Source organism: Caballeronia sp. INML2 (assembly GCF_023631365.1).
Taxonomy (GTDB): domain Bacteria; phylum Pseudomonadota; class Gammaproteobacteria; order Burkholderiales; family Burkholderiaceae; genus Caballeronia; species Caballeronia turbans.
In genome coordinates this window covers 265,990-282,969 of sequence record NZ_JALQDH010000023.1, presented here as the reverse complement: position 1 = coordinate 282,969, position 16,980 = coordinate 265,990, and the positions used below count along the sequence as shown (strand labels likewise).

16 protein-coding genes are annotated in these 16,980 nt (G+C 64.7%); 9 read left to right on the top strand and 7 right to left on the bottom strand.

The window, feature by feature from the left end; translation table 11 throughout:
- Nucleotides 1–85 precede the first annotated feature (85 nt).
- Entirely contained in the window at nt 86–409 is a 324-nt protein-coding gene (fdxA, locus tag NCT32_RS09795) for a ferredoxin FdxA (RefSeq protein WP_061120523.1), read from the bottom strand.
- A 288-nt stretch (nt 410–697) separates the two neighbouring features.
- Between fdxA and pncB the strand changes: the two genes are divergently transcribed.
- The 5 genes from pncB to NCT32_RS09770 all read left to right on the top strand — a co-directional run bounded on the left by pncB (nt 698) and on the right by NCT32_RS09770 (nt 6,548).
- Complete coding sequence (gene pncB, locus NCT32_RS09790) at nt 698–1,888, top strand: nicotinate phosphoribosyltransferase (RefSeq protein ID WP_061120524.1); 1,191 nt, start codon at nt 698–700, stop codon at nt 1,886–1,888.
- Between the two features lie 136 nt (nt 1,889–2,024).
- Nucleotides 2,025–2,696, top strand: coding sequence for a lactate utilization protein C (locus tag NCT32_RS09785; RefSeq protein WP_061120525.1), 672 nt, complete (start codon nt 2,025–2,027; stop codon nt 2,694–2,696).
- Nucleotides 2,697–2,700: 4 nt separating this feature from the next.
- Entirely contained in the window at nt 2,701–4,113 is a 1,413-nt protein-coding gene (locus tag NCT32_RS09780; protein WP_061120526.1) for a sodium:proton antiporter, read from the top strand.
- Nucleotides 4,114–4,122: 9 nt separating this feature from the next.
- The gene (locus tag NCT32_RS09775) at nt 4,123–5,103 is read left to right on the top strand and encodes a D-glycerate dehydrogenase (RefSeq protein WP_061120527.1); all 981 of its coding nucleotides are present in this window, start codon (nt 4,123–4,125) and stop codon (nt 5,101–5,103) included.
- On the top strand, nt 5,100–6,548 hold the full coding sequence (locus NCT32_RS09770) for a DNA recombination protein RmuC (protein ID WP_061120528.1): 1,449 nt from the start codon (nt 5,100–5,102) through the stop codon (nt 6,546–6,548). The genes NCT32_RS09775 and NCT32_RS09770 overlap by 4 nt, the downstream gene beginning before the upstream one ends.
- A 1-nt stretch (nt 6,549) precedes the next feature.
- Here NCT32_RS09770 and NCT32_RS09765 read toward each other — a convergent pair whose 3' ends face one another.
- The 6 genes from NCT32_RS09765 to NCT32_RS09740 form a co-directional block, all read right to left on the bottom strand.
- Nucleotides 6,550–6,969: a GNAT family N-acetyltransferase gene (locus NCT32_RS09765; RefSeq protein ID WP_061120561.1), complete on the bottom strand. Its 420-nt coding sequence runs from the start codon at nt 6,967–6,969 to the stop codon at nt 6,550–6,552.
- A 68-nt stretch (nt 6,970–7,037) separates the two neighbouring features.
- A complete protein-coding gene (locus NCT32_RS09760; RefSeq protein WP_008342276.1) occupies nt 7,038–7,313 on the bottom strand; it encodes a hypothetical protein in 276 nt (91 codons plus the stop codon).
- A 64-nt stretch (nt 7,314–7,377) separates the two neighbouring features.
- Nucleotides 7,378–8,682 (bottom strand): gephyrin-like molybdotransferase Glp, encoded by a 1,305-nt coding sequence (glp, locus tag NCT32_RS09755; RefSeq protein WP_061120529.1) that lies wholly within the window; start codon nt 8,680–8,682, stop codon nt 7,378–7,380.
- A gap of 101 nt (nt 8,683–8,783) precedes the next feature.
- Complete coding sequence (gene mobA, locus NCT32_RS09750; RefSeq protein ID WP_061120563.1) at nt 8,784–9,404, bottom strand: molybdenum cofactor guanylyltransferase MobA; 621 nt, start codon at nt 9,402–9,404, stop codon at nt 8,784–8,786.
- A 13-nt stretch (nt 9,405–9,417) separates the two neighbouring features.
- Complete coding sequence (gene moaA, locus NCT32_RS09745; protein WP_061120562.1) at nt 9,418–10,524, bottom strand: GTP 3',8-cyclase MoaA; 1,107 nt, start codon at nt 10,522–10,524, stop codon at nt 9,418–9,420.
- Between the two features lie 212 nt (nt 10,525–10,736).
- Nucleotides 10,737–14,030 (bottom strand): Rne/Rng family ribonuclease, encoded by a 3,294-nt coding sequence (locus NCT32_RS09740; RefSeq protein WP_061120530.1) that lies wholly within the window; start codon nt 14,028–14,030, stop codon nt 10,737–10,739.
- 387 nt (nt 14,031–14,417) lie between these two features.
- Here NCT32_RS09740 and NCT32_RS09735 point away from each other — a divergent pair, with 387 nt between their 5' ends.
- Genes NCT32_RS09735 through NCT32_RS09720 form a run of 4 tightly spaced genes read left to right on the top strand, consistent with a single transcriptional unit; the run spans nt 14,418 to nt 16,964 of the window.
- Nucleotides 14,418–14,930: a hypothetical protein gene (locus NCT32_RS09735; protein WP_143756391.1), complete on the top strand. Its 513-nt coding sequence runs from the start codon at nt 14,418–14,420 to the stop codon at nt 14,928–14,930.
- Nucleotides 14,923–15,921 carry an RluA family pseudouridine synthase gene (locus tag NCT32_RS09730; RefSeq protein WP_086961424.1) on the top strand — a complete coding sequence of 333 codons (999 nt, stop codon included), beginning with the start codon at nt 14,923–14,925 and terminating at the stop codon, nt 15,919–15,921. Before NCT32_RS09735 ends, NCT32_RS09730 begins: the two co-directional genes overlap by 8 nt.
- Complete coding sequence (locus NCT32_RS09725) at nt 15,922–16,581, top strand: HAD-IA family hydrolase (protein WP_061120532.1); 660 nt, start codon at nt 15,922–15,924, stop codon at nt 16,579–16,581.
- Nucleotides 16,578–16,964: a Rieske 2Fe-2S domain-containing protein gene (locus tag NCT32_RS09720; RefSeq protein WP_061120533.1), complete on the top strand. Its 387-nt coding sequence runs from the start codon at nt 16,578–16,580 to the stop codon at nt 16,962–16,964. Before NCT32_RS09725 ends, NCT32_RS09720 begins: the two co-directional genes overlap by 4 nt.
- Nucleotides 16,965–16,980: the final 16 nt, after the last annotated feature.

Sequence of the window (16,980 nt, the reverse complement as noted above, 5' to 3'; positions counted from 1 at the left end):
GGCCAAGATTATCGTGTCAACGCCCAATCTTCACTCAATAACCAATTTTTTCAATTGGATCGAAACATTCGCTCTGGCGCGCGAATCAACGCTCGAGCAGATTCAGCTTGTCCTTGACGTCCTTGAACTCGTCCGCCTCGGGAAGCGATCCCTTCGTCTTGGTAATGCTCGGCCAGTTACGCGCCAGTTCAGCGTTCAGTTCTGTGAAGTGCTGCTGGTCCCCGGGCACGTCTTCTTCGGCGTAGATCGCGTTCACCGGGCACTCGGCCACGCACACGGCGCAGTCGATGCACTCGTCCGGATCGATCGCGAGAAAGTTGGGACCTTCGCGGAAGCAATCCACCGGGCACACGTCCACGCAATCGGTGTACTTGCACTTGATGCAGCTTTCGGTCACAACGTGAGTCATTCGGGCTCCTGCATGCGAAATTCGTGGGGGCCGCGCCCTGGGCGGCTACATGGGCCGGGCGGTGCGCGTGCCGAAACGCATATTGTAGCGTAACGGTAAAAACGGGCGCGAGCCGTACGCAGCGCCCTTTATATCGATTCGTGATGTATGTATGCGCCGCTTCGTAAAAGGACCGAGCACTGGCATGCCGTTGCGCGCATTCGGGTAACATGGCCCCAAAGGCACAAGGCCTGGCGTCGGCAGAAGGCCGAGCGCATGGCCAACCCGCGTGGATGTTCCATCAGAACCATGATCATCAATTCGCTGCTCGATACCGACCTCTACAAGTTCACGATGATGCAGGTCGTCCTGCATCACTTTCCCGCCGCGCATGTCGAATATCGCTTTCGCTGCCGCACGCCGAATGTGGATCTCGTGCCGTACATCGACGAGATTCGCGATGAAGTGCGCCAGCTCTGCAATCTGCGCTTCAAGGAAGAGGAACTGGATTATCTGCGGCGCATGCGCTTCATCAAAAGCGACTTCATCGATTTCCTCGCGCTCTTTCATCTGAACGAGAAGTCCATTCGCATCGCGCCGTCGCCGAAGAAAAATGGCGAGATCGACATCGAGATCGAAGGGCCCTGGCTGCACACGATTCTCTTCGAAATTCCGGTGCTCGCGATCGTCAACGAGGTCTATTTCCGCAACACGCAGCGTAAGCCCGAGTACGAAACCGGCCGCGAGCGTCTGCGCGACAAAATCAAGCTGCTCGCCACGCCGCCTGAATATTCCGATTGCAAGATCGCCGATTACGGCACGCGCCGCCGCTTCTCGGGACAGTGGCACGAGGAAGTCGTGCTGACGTTGAAGGACAAGCTCGGCGCGCAGTTCGCCGGCACGAGCAACTGCTTCTATGCGATGAAGCACGGCCTGCGTCCCTTGGGCACGATGGCGCACGAATACTTGCAGGCGTGTCAGGCGCTGGGTCCGCGTCTGCGCGACTCGCAGATTTTCGGCTTCGAGATGTGGGCGAAGGAATATCGCGGCGATCTCGGCATCGCGCTGTCGGATGTCTACGGCATGAAGGCGTTCCTGCGTGACTTCGACATGTACTTCTGCAAGCTGTTCGACGGCGCGCGTCACGATTCGGGCGATCCCTTCGACTGGGGCGAGCGTCTTCTCAGGCATTACGAGGAGAACCGCTGCGACCCGCGCACCAAGGTGCTCGTGTTCTCCGACGCGCTCGACATCCCCAAGGTGCTGCAACTCTACGAGCGGTTCCGCGGGCGCTGCCAGCTCGCCTTCGGCGTCGGTACGAATCTCACCAACGATCTCGGCTATCAGCCGCTGCAGATCGTCATCAAGATGGTCCGCTGCAACGGCCAGCCGGTCGCCAAGCTGTCGGATTCGCCCGGCAAGAACATGTGCGACGACAAGGCGTATCTCGCCTATCTGCGTCAGGTGTTCGGCATTGCGCAGCCGGTGGGCGAAGACTGACGGCCCCGCATTCGTGCATTCGGCCTATGCCGTTCGGCCGAGGTTCGTGCGCGAACGTCGCTCGCTATAATTCGAACGCGTCGTCGATCAGTCCGGCGCGCACGAATCTCAAGCACGCCAGACAGAGGACGGCACCATGGATACATCGGCCGCGCGCCGCAATATTCTCATGCGCATTCGCAGCGCGCAGCGCCGTCGCGGCACGCCTACGGAAGCCGAGCGCGAGGCGGCGCAGGAGTATGTCGAGCGGCATCCTGCGGGTCCGCGTCCTCCGCTGCCTCAGAACCGTGATGAGCTGATCGCGCGCTTCAGGCTCGAAGCCGAGCGTCTTTCCACGACGGTCGCCAACGTCGAATCGCTCGCGGATGCGCCCGCCGAGGCCGCGCGCTATCTGCAATCGCTGAATCTTCCCGTCGATGTCGTCGCGTGGCCCGCGCTAGGCGCTCTGCCTTGGGCGCAAGCGGGCATTCAAGCGGCGCTGCGCAAGCCAGCCGACGCCGATCTCGTCGGCATCACCGGCTGTTTTTGCGCAACGGCCGAAACCGGTTCGCTCGTGCTGCTTTCGGGCGCCGATACCCCCGCATCGGGCGCGCTTCTGCCTCAGACGCATATCGCGATCGTGCCGGCGTCGCGCATCGTGGCGGCGCACGAAGACGCGTTCGCGTTGATGCGCGCCGAAAGGGGCGAGTTGCCGCGGGCGGTGAACTTCGTGTCGGGGCCGTCGCGCACGGGGGATATCGAACAGACCATCGTGCTCGGTGCGCATGGGCCGTATCGCGTGCATGTGATCATCGTGCGCGGAGCCTGATCCGATGCGGCATTTTCTTTCCGGCGCGGTCTGCGCCGGGCTGGCGCTGACCGCGGCGCCAGCCTTCGCGGCAGCGCCCGATGGCGCAACGCTTCCTGCAACGTGGGGCATCCCGTTCATCGGCATCCTGCTTTCCATCGCGGTGTTTCCGCTTGTCGCACCGAAACTCTGGCATCACCACTTCGGCAAGATCGCGGCCGCGTGGACCGTCGCGTTTCTCGCGCCGTTCGCGCTCGCGTTCGGTCCCGGCACGGCGGGGAGCGTACTGGTTCACGCCCTGCTCGAAGAATACGTGCCGTTCATCGTCCTGCTGGCGTCGCTTTATACGGTGGCGGGCGGCATCTGCGTGCGCGGCAATCTGCACGGCTCGGCGCGTCTCAATACCGGGCTGCTCGCGCTCGGCGCCGCGCTTGCGAGCATCATGGGCACGACCGGCGCGGCCATGCTGCTGATCCGCCCGCTCTTGCGCGCGAACGACAATCGCAAGCACGTCGTGCATGTCGTCGTGTTCTTCATTTTTCTCGTCGCGAATGCGGGCGGCTCGCTCACGCCGCTCGGCGATCCGCCGCTCTTCCTCGGCTTTCTGAACGGCGTCGGCTTCTTCTGGACGACAGTGCATCTCGCGCTGCCGATGCTCTTCGTCTGCGGCGTGCTGCTCGTCGTGTTCCATGTGCTCGACAGCTACTACTGGCGCCGGCACGACGCGCGGCCTGCGTTTCTGGATCCGACGCCCGATACCCCGCCGCTCGGCATCGACGGCAAAGTCAACTTCGCGCTGCTCGCGGTGATCGTTGCGCTCGTGTTGATGAGCGGCTTATGGAAACCCGGCATCGCGTTCGACGTGTTCGGCACCGAAGTGAAATTGCAAAATCTCGTGCGCGACGTGCTGCTCATGGCCGTACTGCTGGCCTCGCTCGCGCTCACGCCCAAGCGCGCGCGCGCGGGCAACGCATTCGACTGGGCGCCCATCGAGGAGGTCGCGAAGCTGTTCGCGGCCATCTTCATCACGATCGCGCCCGTCATCACGATCCTGCGCGCGGGCGAGGCGGGCGCATTCGCGGGCATCGTGCACGCGGTGTCGGATGCGCACGGCAAGCCGATCGACATCGCCTATTTCTGGGCGACGGGGCTGCTGTCCTCGTTTCTCGACAACGCGCCGACCTACCTCGTGTTCTTCAATCTCGCGGGTGGTGACGCACGCACGCTCATGACCACCGACGCCACCACGCTCGCCGCCATCTCCGCGGGCGCTGTCTTCATGGGTGCGAACACGTATATCGGCAACGCGCCGAATTTCATGGTGAAGGCGATCGCCGAATCGCGCGGCGTGCGCATGCCGAGTTTCTTCGGCTATATCGCATGGTCGGGCGCGGTCCTCCTGCCGATTTTTGCCGTTCTGGGTTGGCTATTTTTCTAGGAGCAATCGATGAAGAAGGTACTTGTCGCGCGTCCCACCTTTCCTGATGTGATCGAGCGCCTGAAACAGTATTTCGATGTCGACGTGAACCTCGGCGACGTCCTCCCGCAGGAAGAGTTTGCGCGCCGTATTGCCGACAAGGACGGCGCATTCACCGCGGGCGAATGGGTGGGCGAGAAGGAACTGGCGGGTGCACCGAACCTGAAAGTCGTCTCGAACATGGCGGTCGGCTACAACAATTTCGACATGAAGGCGTTCGACGCGCACAAGGTTCTCGGCACGAATACACCGAACGTGCTGAACGAGACCACCGCCGATTTCGGCTGGGCGCTGATGATGGCGGCTGCCCGCCGTGTCACCGAATCCGAGCACTATCTGCGCGCGGGCAAGTGGCAGAAGTGGTCGTTCGACTCGTTTCTCGGCGCCGATGTGTACGGATCGACGCTCGGCGTGATCGGCATGGGACGGATCGGCCAGGCGCTCGCGCGGCGGGCGCGCGGCTTCGACATGCGCGTGATCTATCACAACCGTTCGCGCGTCGCGCCCGACATCGAGGCGCAGCTGAACGCCGAATATGCGTCGAAGGAAGACCTGCTCAGGCGCGCAGATCATGTCGTACTTGTCTTGCCGTACACGAAGGAGAGCCATCACACGATCGGTGCGGCCGAGCTCGCGCTGATGAAGCCCACGGCGACCCTCACGAATATCGCGCGCGGCGGCATCGTCGACGATGCGGCGTTGATCGTCGCATTGCGCGACAAGCGCATCGCGGCGGCGGGCATCGACGTATTCGAGGGAGAGCCGGACTTCAACCCGGATTTCCTGCTGCTCGATAACGTGGTGCTCACGCCGCACATCGCGAGCGCGACCGAGGGCACGCGCCGCGCGATGGCCAATCTCGCGGCGGACAATCTCATTGCCGCGCTCGGCGAAGGGCCGCAAGCCGGAAATCCGCCCAACCCGATCAATCCGGAAGTGCTGAAGAAATGACGGAATTGTTGTATGGCGCTGTCGCTTCGCTGGCGATCGCGCTGGTCGTGTCGCTCATCGCGCTCATCGTCGCGATGCGGCGTAATTCCAATGCGCACATTTACGATGAGTTCGAGGCGCTCACCGATCGTGTAAACGATATGGGCGAGGCGCATGCGCGCGCGCAAGAACGGCTCGAACGTGGTCTGCGAGGCGACATTGCCGAGAGCGCGCGCGTGTCGCGTATGGAATCGCAAAGCGGCTTCACGCAATTCCATCAGACGCTCGCGACGCAACTGGCGAGCACGTCGAGCGTGCAGAACGCGCAGTTCGACGCGCTCGCGCAGCAACTCGCGCAACAAAGCCAGCAGGCGCGCGAGGATCAGGGCAACGCGCTGAAGCGCTTCGCCGATTCGATGTCGCTGCATCTCTCGCAGCTATCGGAGGCAAACGAGCGGCGACTCGGCGAAGTGCGTGCGACCCTCGAAGCGCGTCTGAAGGACATCGAGGCCAACAACGCGACGAAGCTCGACGAGATGCGCCGAACGGTCGACGAAAAGCTGCACGCAACGCTCGAACAGCGCCTCGGCGAATCGTTCAAGCTCGTGTCGGACAGGCTGGAGCAGGTGCATCGCGGCCTCGGCGAAATGCAGACGCTCGCCGCCGGTGTCGGGGATCTCAAGAAGGTGCTCACCAACGTCAAGACGCGCGGCATCTGGGGCGAAGTGCAGCTCGAATCGCTGCTGGAGCAATTGCTGACGCCGGACCAGTACGCGAAGAACGTCGCGACGATTCCGACGAGCAACGAGCGCGTCGAGTTCGCGATCAGACTGCCGGGCCGTCACGATGCGCCTGGCGCCCCGGGCGATGCCGCGACGCCCGTGTGGTTGCCCATCGACGCGAAGTTTCCCCGTGAGGATTACGAGCGTCTGATCGACGCGCAGGAGCGGGCGGACCTGGCCGGCGTCGAGGACGCGTCGCGCGCGCTCGAAGGCCGTTTGCGCGCGGAAGCGAAGTCGATCGCGCAAAAGTACGTCGCGCCGCCGCACACCACGGACTTCGCGCTGCTCTTTTTGCCGACCGAAGGACTCTACGCCGAAGTGTTGCGGCGCCCGGGCCTGAGCGATTCGCTGCAGCGCGATTATCGGGTGACCATCGCTGGACCGACTACGTTGACCGCGCTTCTCAATAGTTTGCAGATGGGATTTCGCACGCTCGCCATCGAGAAGCGTTCGAGCGAAGTGTGGCAGGTGCTCGGGGCGGTGAAGACGGAATTCGGCAAGTTCGGCGAAGTGCTGGCAAGAACGAAGTCGCAACTCGAAACCGTCACGCGCTCGATCGAAGCGGCGCAGACGCGCACACGGCAGATGGGCAAGCGCCTGCGCGATGTCGAGGCGTTGCCGGGAGAACAGGCGGCGGGGCTGTTGGGTGATGCGTCATCGCCCGAAAGCGACGACGACATGTGACCTACTGGGCGAGGCGTTCGAGCGGCTCGCCCGTCACACGCACGATGCGCCAGTCGGGCAGCACCGTCGCGCCCATCTTCTCGTAGAAGTCGATGGCGTTTTGGTTCCAGTCGAGCACCGACCACTCGAAGCGGCCGCATTGGCGCTCGACAGCGAGCGCGGCGAGCTTCTTCAGCATCAGCGTACCGAGACCGCTGCCGCGCATCGACGGGCGCACGTACAGGTCTTCGAGATAGAGGCCGCGTTTGCCGAGGAACGTGGAGAAGTTCTGGAAGAAGAGCGCGTAACTCACGACTTCACCTTCCTGCTCCGCGACGAGCGCTTCGGCAGCGGGACGCGCGCCGAAGAGGGCCTCGTGAACGCCTTCCTTGGTTGCGATGAACAGATGCGTGAGCTTCTCGAACTCCGCGAGCTCGTACATCAAGCCGAAGATCGCGGCGACGTCGGCGGGCGTGGCCGCGCGGATCGTGACATTCCCGTTCGCGGTACTCACGCTTCCTCCGGCGCATCGGACAGCACGATCTCGATGCCGCCGAAACGCGACGCCACCCAGTTGTACGCGTGGCAGGCGATCCACAGCAGGATGAAGCCGAGAATCGCGTTGAGCAGCAGCGCGCTCGTGACGGTGCTCACTTCCACCGAGCCGTATCGCACGAACGCGACCACGACGCCGAGCAGCACGATCGGCACGCTGAAGGTCAGGTACACGAGGATCAGCGCCTTGGCGGTCTGTCCGGGTGCAATGAATGAGATCTGCTTTTTCATGGAAGGAAAGCCCCGTCTATCGATGTAGGAATGTTTGTGCTGGCGACGTTCGTTGCGGCGTGCGTCAGATCAGACCGTCAAATGGCACGATCTCGACTTCGTCGCCGATGTCGATGTCGCCGCGCGCGTGCTCCAGCACGATGAAGCAGTTGGCTTCGCTCATCGAGCTGAGCACGCCGGAACCCTGCGGGCCCGTGGTGACGGCGCGAAAGCGGCCGTCGTCGCCACGCGTTGCGATGCCGCGCTGGAACTCCGTGCGGCCCGCGCGTTTCTTCATCGGCTCGGCGGCGATCGCGCGGATGACCGTGAGCGGCTGGCGCGTCGCGCCCGACATTGCAAGCAACGCTTCGCGCACGATGAAGTAGAACGTCGCCATCACGGCAACCGGATTGCCCGGCAGGCCGAAGAAGAGCGCCGACTTGCCCGTGCCCGCGCGCTCGCCCGACCACAGGCGACCGAACGCGAGCGGCCGGCCGGGGCGCATCGCGATCTTCCAGAAGGCGACGTCGCCGAGCGAGTTCATCAGTTCGCGCGTGAAGTCCGCGTCACCGACGGACACGCCGCCCGAACTGATGACGACATCCGCGCTTTCGGTCGCATGGCGCAGCGCCTTCTCGAGCGATGCCCGATCGTCGCGCACGATGCCGAGATCGACCGTTTCTACGCCGAGTCGCTTGAGCATCGCGAAGAGCGTGTAGCGGTTGCTGTCGTAGAGGCTGCCCGGGCTCAGCGTTTCGCCGACCGAGCGCAATTCGTCGCCCGTCGAAAAGAAGGCGGCGGTGAGACGCTTGCGCACGGACACTTCGCCGATGCCGAGCGACGCGAGCAGGCCGAGATCCGATGCGCGCACGATGCGGCCCGCGAGCAGTGCCGGTTCGCCCTTCGCGAGATCCTCGCCCGAGAGGCGCCGGTTCTGGCCCGCGCGGATTTTTGCGGTGGAGAAGCGGATCGCGTCGCCCTCGCGCGTGACGAGCTCCTGTGGCACGACGGTGTCGCAGCCCGCCGGAATGAGCGCGCCCGTCATGATGCGCACGCATTGGTCCGCACCCGGCGTGCTTTCGAAAGGCCGTCCGGCGAGCGCCGCGCCCGCGACGGACAAATCGAGCGTGTCGCTGCCGCGCAAGAGCGCCTCGCTCGCGAACGCATAGCCGTCCATCGCGGAATTGTCGAACGCAGGTACGTCGATGGGCGAAACCACGTCATGGGCGAGCACGCGTCCGAGCGCGTCATAGAGACCAACGCGTTCGACCTGCGCGTCGCGCATGCGCGGCATGGCCCATTGACGCACGATTTCCTGCGCGGCTTCGACGGGAAGCGCGTCTGGATCGTACTGGGCGACGCAGGCGGAGAGTTCCTTGGACGTGGTCATGAATCGCGTGGATCGCGCCGGAACCCGGCGAAGAAGCAGCCACGAGGCCGCGCGGTGATTGAACGCCCGAACGCGGATTGCCGCAATGGCGGACGTGAGAGTCAGCGGCGTTCCAGCTCGGCCAGCTGCTGTAAATCGTTGATATTGTAAAACGCGCGTTCATCGTGAAATCGGACTTCCATCGCCTTGTGGCGCGCGTACCACGCGCGGACCTTGCGCTCTCCCTGGTCGAGCGAGGCGTCGAGATCGTCGGCGAGCGAGGTGCGCAGAAGTGCGAAAACCGGGTGCGCCATGACTTGTCCGGATCCATCGACCGTTGCGGCGTACGCGATGTCGCCGCCGTGCGTCTCGAGCGCCTGCATCAATGCGGCGCCGATATGTTCATCGACGAAAGGCGCGTCGCAAGGCGCGGTCAAGACGTATTCGGTGGTCGCGCCGCGTAGTGCGGCGGCGATGCCGGCGAGCGGACCGGGATATTCCGCCCGCGCGTCCGGAATGACGCGCGCGCCGAACGCCGCCCCCAGGCGCTCGTAGTCTTCGATGGAACGGTTTGCGCTGATCAGCAGCGCGCCCGCCTGAGGCGCGATACGGCGCATGACATGCAGTGCGAGCGGCTCGCCGCGAAACGGCTGCATGCCTTTGTCGACGCCGCCCATGCGCGAGCCGCGTCCGCCCGCGAGGACGAGGGCGGTGACATTCGATGAGGAGTGAGCGTTCAGCACGAGCGAGCGCCGCTCAGCCGCCGATGTACGACATCTCGACGCGACGCGCATCCTCGCGCGACGGTGCCGACGTGCTGCCGCGCAATTGCGAATAGCGGTCGCCGCGCGCTTCCCAGATGCGCGCGATGGCCGTCGCCACTTCCTCGTCGCTCGCGCCGCCGCGGATGAGCCCACGCAGGTCGTGGCCCGACACCGCGAAAAGACAAAGGTAGAGCTTGCCTTCGGTCGAGAGCCGCGCGCGCGTGCAGGAGTCGCAAAAGGCTCGCGTGACGCTGGAAATCACGCCGATTTCGCCGCTGCCGTCGCGATAGCCCCAGCGCTGCGCCGTTTCGGCGGCCGTATGCGCTTCGAGCGGTTCGAGCGGGAAATGCGCGTCGATGCGCTCGACCACTTGCGCCGACGGCAGCACTTCGCTCATGTTCCAGCCGTTCGACGCACCGACATCCATGTATTCGATGAAGCGCAGAACCGTGCCGCTGTTTTTGAAATGACGCGCCATCGGCACGATTTCCTGATCGTTCGTGCCCCGCTTCACGACCATGTTCACCTTGATCGGATCAAGCCCGGCGGCCTGCGCCGCTTCGATGCCGTTCAGCACGTCGGCGACCGCGAAATCGGCGTCGTTCATGCGGCGAAAGAGTGCATCGTCCAGAGCGTCCAGACTCACCGTGACGCGTGACAAGCCCGCGTCGTTCAGAGACCGGGCCTTGCGCGCGAGCAGCGAGCCGTTCGTGGTCAGGGTCAGATCGAGCGGGCGGCCTTCCGGCGTGCGCAGAAGCGCGAGCCGCTCGATCAGAAATTCGATGTTCTTGCGCAGGAGCGGCTCGCCGCCCGTCAGGCGAATCTTCTCGACGCCGTGCGCGACGAACACGCGAGCGAGGCGCTCGATCTCCTCGAACGAGAGCAGGGCGGCGTGGGGAAGGAACTGGTAGTCCTTGTCGAACACATCGCGCGGCATGCAGTACACGCAGCGGAAGTTGCAGCGGTCCGTCACCGAAATGCGCAGGTCGCGCAGCGGGCGCGCGAGCGTGTCCGTGAGCAGTCCGGCCGGCGACGTCGCCGCTCCGGAGAAATCCGGAATCGCGCTGATATCGGCGAGAGGAATGATGCGTCGGGACATGATGACTCGGCTCGGATCGGCCACTGCGGCCTTGTTCGAATGACGGTTGTAACGTCTCATTTTAGCGGAACCGGGCGTTCACACGCACCGACCCGAGGTCGCGGTTTTCCCGCGGTCCGGCTTTTGGCGGGGCGAAAAAAAACGCCATCGACGGAATCGATGGCGTTTTTCTGCTTTTGCCGGTTCGCCGAAGCAAACCGGCTCACGCGCGCTTAGTGGACGTGCTTGCTGGTTTCCACTTGCTGCATCGGCGTGGTGTCGGCAGGCGGGAGCGCCTTGCGCTCGCGCGGCACGCGCACCGCAGCCGGCTCGCGTGCGGCAGCGGCGTTCGCCTCGCGCAGCTTGCCTTCGTCGGTGTTGACCCAGACGAGACCCGCGCGCTCCAGCATCGGCTGGAGCGTTTCGACGGCGATCGGCGTCGACGTCGCGGGCGCGGCCGGCGCGGCGGACTTCACCGGCTCCGCAACGACGGCGACGGGCGCTTGCTCGGACACGGGGGCTTGCGCTTGCGTGCTCTCGACCGGCTTCACCGGCTCGACGATCGTTGCCTCCGGCGTCGGCGCGACCGCGGCGGTTTTCGCCGGCTCGGCTGCCTCGGCGGATTCAGCCGCTACCGGTTCGGCAGGCTCCGGCGCCGTTTCGACCCGCTGGGCCGCTTCGACAGGCTTCGACTCTTCCGTCGCGGCAGACGCGAACGGATCGGCCGTCGTCGTCTCGGCAACCTTGGATGTCGGTCCGAACGGGTTCTCGATCGCCGCGGAAGCGGGTTTGGCGAAGAGATCGAACGTGGCCGGCTCGGGCGTCTGCGCCTTCAGTTCGAAGGGCTCCGCTTCGATGGTCCGGGCAACCGGCGCTTCTTCTGCTGCGGCGGGCGCGTGCTCTTGCGGTTTCGCCTTGGCTTCGACCGGCTGAGCGACGGGCTGCTCGATCGCCTGCTCGACCGGCTGAGCTGCGGCGGGCCGGCTTTCGCGACGCGCGGCCGCTTCCTGCGCGGCTTCGGCGTCGAATACGCCGGCTTGCGCGGAGACGCTTTCGGCCGAACCTTCCGCCTCGGCGACGTCGGCTGCGTGATTCACCGTCATGCCATCCTCTTCGCGCTCGCGGCGGCCGCCACGGCGGCCACGGCGACGGCGGCGGCGCTCTTCACCTTCACGCGCGGCTGCCTGCTCGGCGGCGGCATCGATGCCGGCCTGTTGCGCATCGACATTGACTTGCACCGCTTCGACGATCTCCGACGGCACCGTTTCGCCCTGCGTCAGCGCCTCGACGGCGGCTTCCGGTTGCGGCTTGCGGCGCTCGCCACGTTCCGCGCGATCAGGACGTTCACCGCGTTCGGTGCGTTCGGTGCGCTCACCGCGTTCGACACGCTCGCCACGGTCGGGACGCTCACGGCGCTCCTGGCGCTCGGTCGCTTCCGGACGAGCGGCGCGTTCCGCGTTGCGATCGCGGGCTTCGCGCGGCTCACGCGCTTCACGCGGCTCGCGGGTTTCGCGCGCCTCACGCGGTTCACGAGCCTCGCGCGGCTCGCGGACTTCCCGCAGTTCACGTCCTTCGCGGCCGCCACGCGCCTCGCGATCTTCACGACGCGCGCCCTGGCGGCCCGCACCGTTGCCACCCGTTGCAGCGCCTGCGGCTGCGCCTTCACGCCCGGCGCCGCTGCCGCCACGACGGTTGCGGTTGCGATCTCCGCCGCCCGCGCGCTCGCCGCGTTCGCGCGGAGCGCGCGTGGCCGGCTCAGCTTCGACGGGCGCCGGAGCGGGCTGCGCTTGCGGCTGAATACCGAACAGATTCTTGATCCACGCGATGAAACCGCCGCTCGCCGGCACCGCGGCCTGCACGGGCGCGGCTTCGACGGGCGCGGGCTTGACCGGTGCGCTCGGCGCCGGCTTTTCGGGCGTGATGCCCTTTACGGCCGCTTCCTGCTTCGGTTTCACTTCTTCGGTGCGCTTGCTGTAGCCGGTTTCCGACTCCAGTTCGCTCGCTGCTTCGACGGCCATCTTCCACGACGCGCGCGGCTCGTCGAGGCGAGCATCGTCATGACGCAGACGTTCCAGCTTGTAGTGCGGCGTCTCGAGATGCTTGTTCGGGATCAGGACGACGTTGACCTTGAAGCGCGACTCGATCTTGTTGATTTCCGAGCGCTTCTCGTTGAGCAGGAAGGCGGTCACCTCGACCGGCACCTGGCAATGGATCGCCGCGGTGTTTTCCTTCATCGCTTCTTCCTGAATGATCCGCAGCACTTGCAGCGCGGACGATTCGGTGTCGCGGATATGACCCGTGCCGTTACAGCGCGGGCAGGTCACGTGGCTGCCTTCGGACAGCGCCGGACGCAGACGCTGGCGCGACAGCTCCATCAGGCCGAAACGCGAGATCTTGCCCATCTGTACGCGTGCGCGGTCGTGCTTGAGCGCGTCTTTCAGGCGTTGCTCGACTTCGCGCTGGCTCTTTGCCGACTCCATGTCGATGAAGTCGATCACGATCAGGCCGCCCAGATCGCGCAGACGCAACTGACGTGCGACTTCATCGGCGGCTTCGAGGTTGGTGCGCGTGGCGGTTTCCTCGATGTCCGCGCCCTTGGTCGCCCGCGCCGAGTTCACGTCGATGGCGACGAGCGCCTCGGTGTGATCGATCACGATCGCGCCGCCCGAGGGCAGCGGCACCGTGCGCGAGTACGCCGTTTCGATCTGGTGCTCGATCTGAAAGCGCGAGAAGAGCGGTACGTCGTCGTGATAGCGCTTCACCTTTTGCAGGTTGTCGGGCATCACGATATCCATGAAGGCGCGCGCCTGATCATGAATTTCGGTCGTGTCGATGAGAATTTCGCCGATGTCCGGCTGGAAGTAGTCGCGGATCGCGCGGATCACGAGGCTCGATTCGAGATAAATGAGCATCGGCTGGCCGGCGACGCCGCTCTGCGACGCGGCTTCGATCGCGCGCCACAGTTGCATCAGGTAGTTCAGGTCCCACTGGAGCTCTTCGGCCGAACGGCCGATGCCGGCGGTCCGCGCGATGATGCTCATGCCTTCGGGCAATTCGAGCTGCGCCATGGTTTCGCGCAGTTCCTGCCGTTCGTCGCCCTCGATCCGGCGCGACACGCCGCCGCCGCGCGGGTTGTTCGGCATCAGGACGAGATAGCGGCCGGCCAGCGAAATGAACGTGGTCAGGGCCGCGCCCTTGTTGCCGCGTTCTTCCTTCTCGACCTGAACGATGAGTTCCTGGCCTTCGCGCAGCGCGTCCTGGATGCGCGCGGAGCGCATCTCGACGCCATCGCGGAAATACTGGCGGGCGACTTCCTTGAACGGCAGAAAACCGTGGCGGTCCTCGCCGTAGTTGACGAAGCAGGCTTCGAGCGACGGCTCGATGCGAGTGACGACTCCCTTGTAGATATTGCCTTTGCGCTGTTCGCGCCCGGCAGTTTCGATGTCGATGTCGATGAGCTTCTGCCCATCAACGATGGCGACGCGCAATTCTTCTTGCTGCGTCGCGTTAAACAGCATGCGTTTCATGAAACGGCTCCAGAGCGGCTCCGTCCTTCCTCGTCGTGCGAATCGGCGTCAGTGACGTCAAACATCACGCGCGCGAAGCGGGAGGGTGGGCGTGCCACGCTTTTTGTGTGTTGTCACAAAGCACGCTGGAGCGGGACTTCTGGCGGGAGAATTGCCGAAAGCAGGCTGCGGCGCCCGAATGGGGCGGCCGCGCCGTGGGGCTCATTGCGAAGCGACTGCGAGGCGTTCGATGCGTCGCGCGGCGCGTGGCGAGGATGAACGGCGGCGCTGCGGTTCCGCGTCTCAAAATGGACGCGCCGAACCAACCCGCGCTCTTGCGAAGAGCCTGATTCCTCCCAACGGCGGCTGCGGGGCCGAGCGGTCTCGCACAAACCAGCGCGATGCTTCGTGACCGATCTTCCTTGCTGCCATGCCGCGCCGTCGCGGCCGCGGGCCCGATTGCTCCCGTCGGCGCGCGGCCGTGTGTCTCGCCTCATTTGCGGCGTTACCGCGCTTCGCAGAAATCAGCGCAGCAGCGGTTTTCGCCGGCAGTTGTTCGCAAAACCGGCGAGCTTCGATTTGTCTGTTTCGCCCGCTCGATGGCAGGGTCGATCCAGGCTGGCATCCGGATTTGCTTGCCGGGCGCCGTCGCTTCTCGCCGATAAAATTCTTTTTGACCAAAAATCCGTTACCGTCGGCGATCGACCCGACCGAACGCGCCTGTGGGCTCCGTCCCTGCCGGTGATATCGCCGTGCGTGCAACTCGTCGCTCTCGATTTTCCGGGTGAGCAACCGACCTTGGGCGCAAGTAAAATGATGGTTTATCGCTTGCACCTGTACAGTCTGATTAATTCCGGCCGCTGCTTGATCCTAAGCGTCGACTTTTTCAGGCTGCTCGCAAATTATATTCAGAATGAATGAGTTAGGCAAAACATCCCATAAACAGGTCGCAAGCGAACAGGTCTCGATGATTGAAGTCGACGAAACCGCCGCGGGTCAGCGAATCGACAATTTTTTGCTGCGCGTGTGCAAGGGCGTCCCCAAGAGCCATATCTACCGCATTCTTCGTAGTGGCGAAGTGCGCGTGAACAAGGGGCGCATCGACGCGGCGTACCGGCTCGAACTAGGCGACCTCGTGCGCGTGCCGCCGATCCGCACGGCGCAGCCGGACGAGGCGCCGGTTTCGTCGAACGCGCCGGCCGCCGAGTTTCCGATCCTGTTCGAGGATGACCATTTGGTCGTCATCGACAAGCCGTGCGGCGTCGCGGTGCATGGCGGCAGCGGTGTCGCGTTCGGCGTGATCGAGCAACTGCGCAACGCACGGCCGCACGCGAAATTCCTCGAACTGGTGCATCGGCTGGATCGGGAAACTTCCGGCGTGCTCATGCTCGCGAAGAAACGTGCCGCGCTCGTGAACCTGCACGAGCAGATCCGCGAGAATCGCATCGACAAGCGCTATTACGCGCTCGGTTATGGCGACTGGCAGAGCGATTGGGGCCGCAGACGCATCGTGAAGGCGCCGCTGCACAAGTACGTCGCGGCCGATGGCGAACGGCGCGTGCGTGTCGAGGAGAACGGGCTGCCGTCGCACACGGTATTCAATCTGATCGAACGCTGGCGCGGCTACGCGTGGGTCGAGGCGGAACTGAAGACGGGCCGCACGCATCAGATTCGCGTGCATATGGCGAGCATCGGCCTGCCGATTGCGGGCGACGCCAAGTACGGCGATTTCGCGTTGAACAAGGAACTGGCCCGTCCGAGCGCCAAGCCGTCGCTCAAACGCATGTTCCTGCATGCCTATCGCCTGAAAATTACCCATCCGGCAACGGGCGAGCCTTTGCAGTTTGAAGCGCCGCTGCCCGCCGAATGCAAGCGCTTCATCGAGCAACTCAAAAACGGAGAACCAGCTTAAATGGCGCGGCAGCAATTCGATCTGATCGTTTTCGACTGGGACGGCACGCTGATGGATTCGACCGCCCATATCACGCGCAGCATTCAGGCGGCGTGCCGCGATCTCGGCCTGCCGGTTCCCGCCGACGAGTCCGCGAGCTACGTAATCGGTCTGGGCCTGAAGGACGCGTTGCAGATTTGCGCGCCGACGCTCGATCCGTCCGACTACCCGCGCCTCGCCGAGCGTTACCGCTTCCATTTCCTGACGATGGGCCAGAAGACCGAGCTCTTCGACGGCGTGCGCGAGTTGTTGCAGGAATTGCGCGACCTCGGCTATTTCCTCGGCGTCGCGACGGGCAAGAGCCGCGTCGGACTGAATCGCGCGCTCGACGAATCGCGGCTCACGAGTCTCTTCGACGGCACGCGCTGCGCCGACGAGACATTCTCGAAACCGCATCCCGCAATGCTTCACGAACTCACGCGCGAACTCGGCCAGGATCTCGCGCGCACGGTGATGATCGGCGACACCACGCACGACCTGCAGATGGCGATCAACGCGGGCGCCGCGGGCATCGGCGTCGGGTACGGCGCGCATCCGGCGGACTCGCTTGCGGTGCTCAAGCCGCAGTTTTGCGCCGACAGCGTTGCGTCCCTGGCCGGCTGGCTGCGGGAGCACGCATGACGGCGCCCGCGCAGGATGCGGTGCGCGTGTGCGCTGCGGAAGAACTCGTCGATGGCGGCGCGGGCGTGCGCGTTCCGGCAACGGAGGCGAGCGGCGACGCCGTCGTCTTCTTCGTGCGCTACGACGGCAAGCCGCACGGCTATCTGAACCGCTGCGCACACGTGCCGATGGAGCTCGACTGGAACGAGGGCCAGTTCTTCGAAAGCTCGGGCCTATACTTGATGTGCGCGACGCACGGGGCGATCTACGAACCCGACACCGGAAAATGCGTCGGCGGTCCGTGCCGCGGCGCGCGCCTTCGGCCCGTGACGGTCGAGGAACGCGATACGCCGGAGGGCCGCGCGGTCTTCTGGCTCCCTGACGACGCGTTGCGTCCCGCCTGATTCCCTTCTCAACACG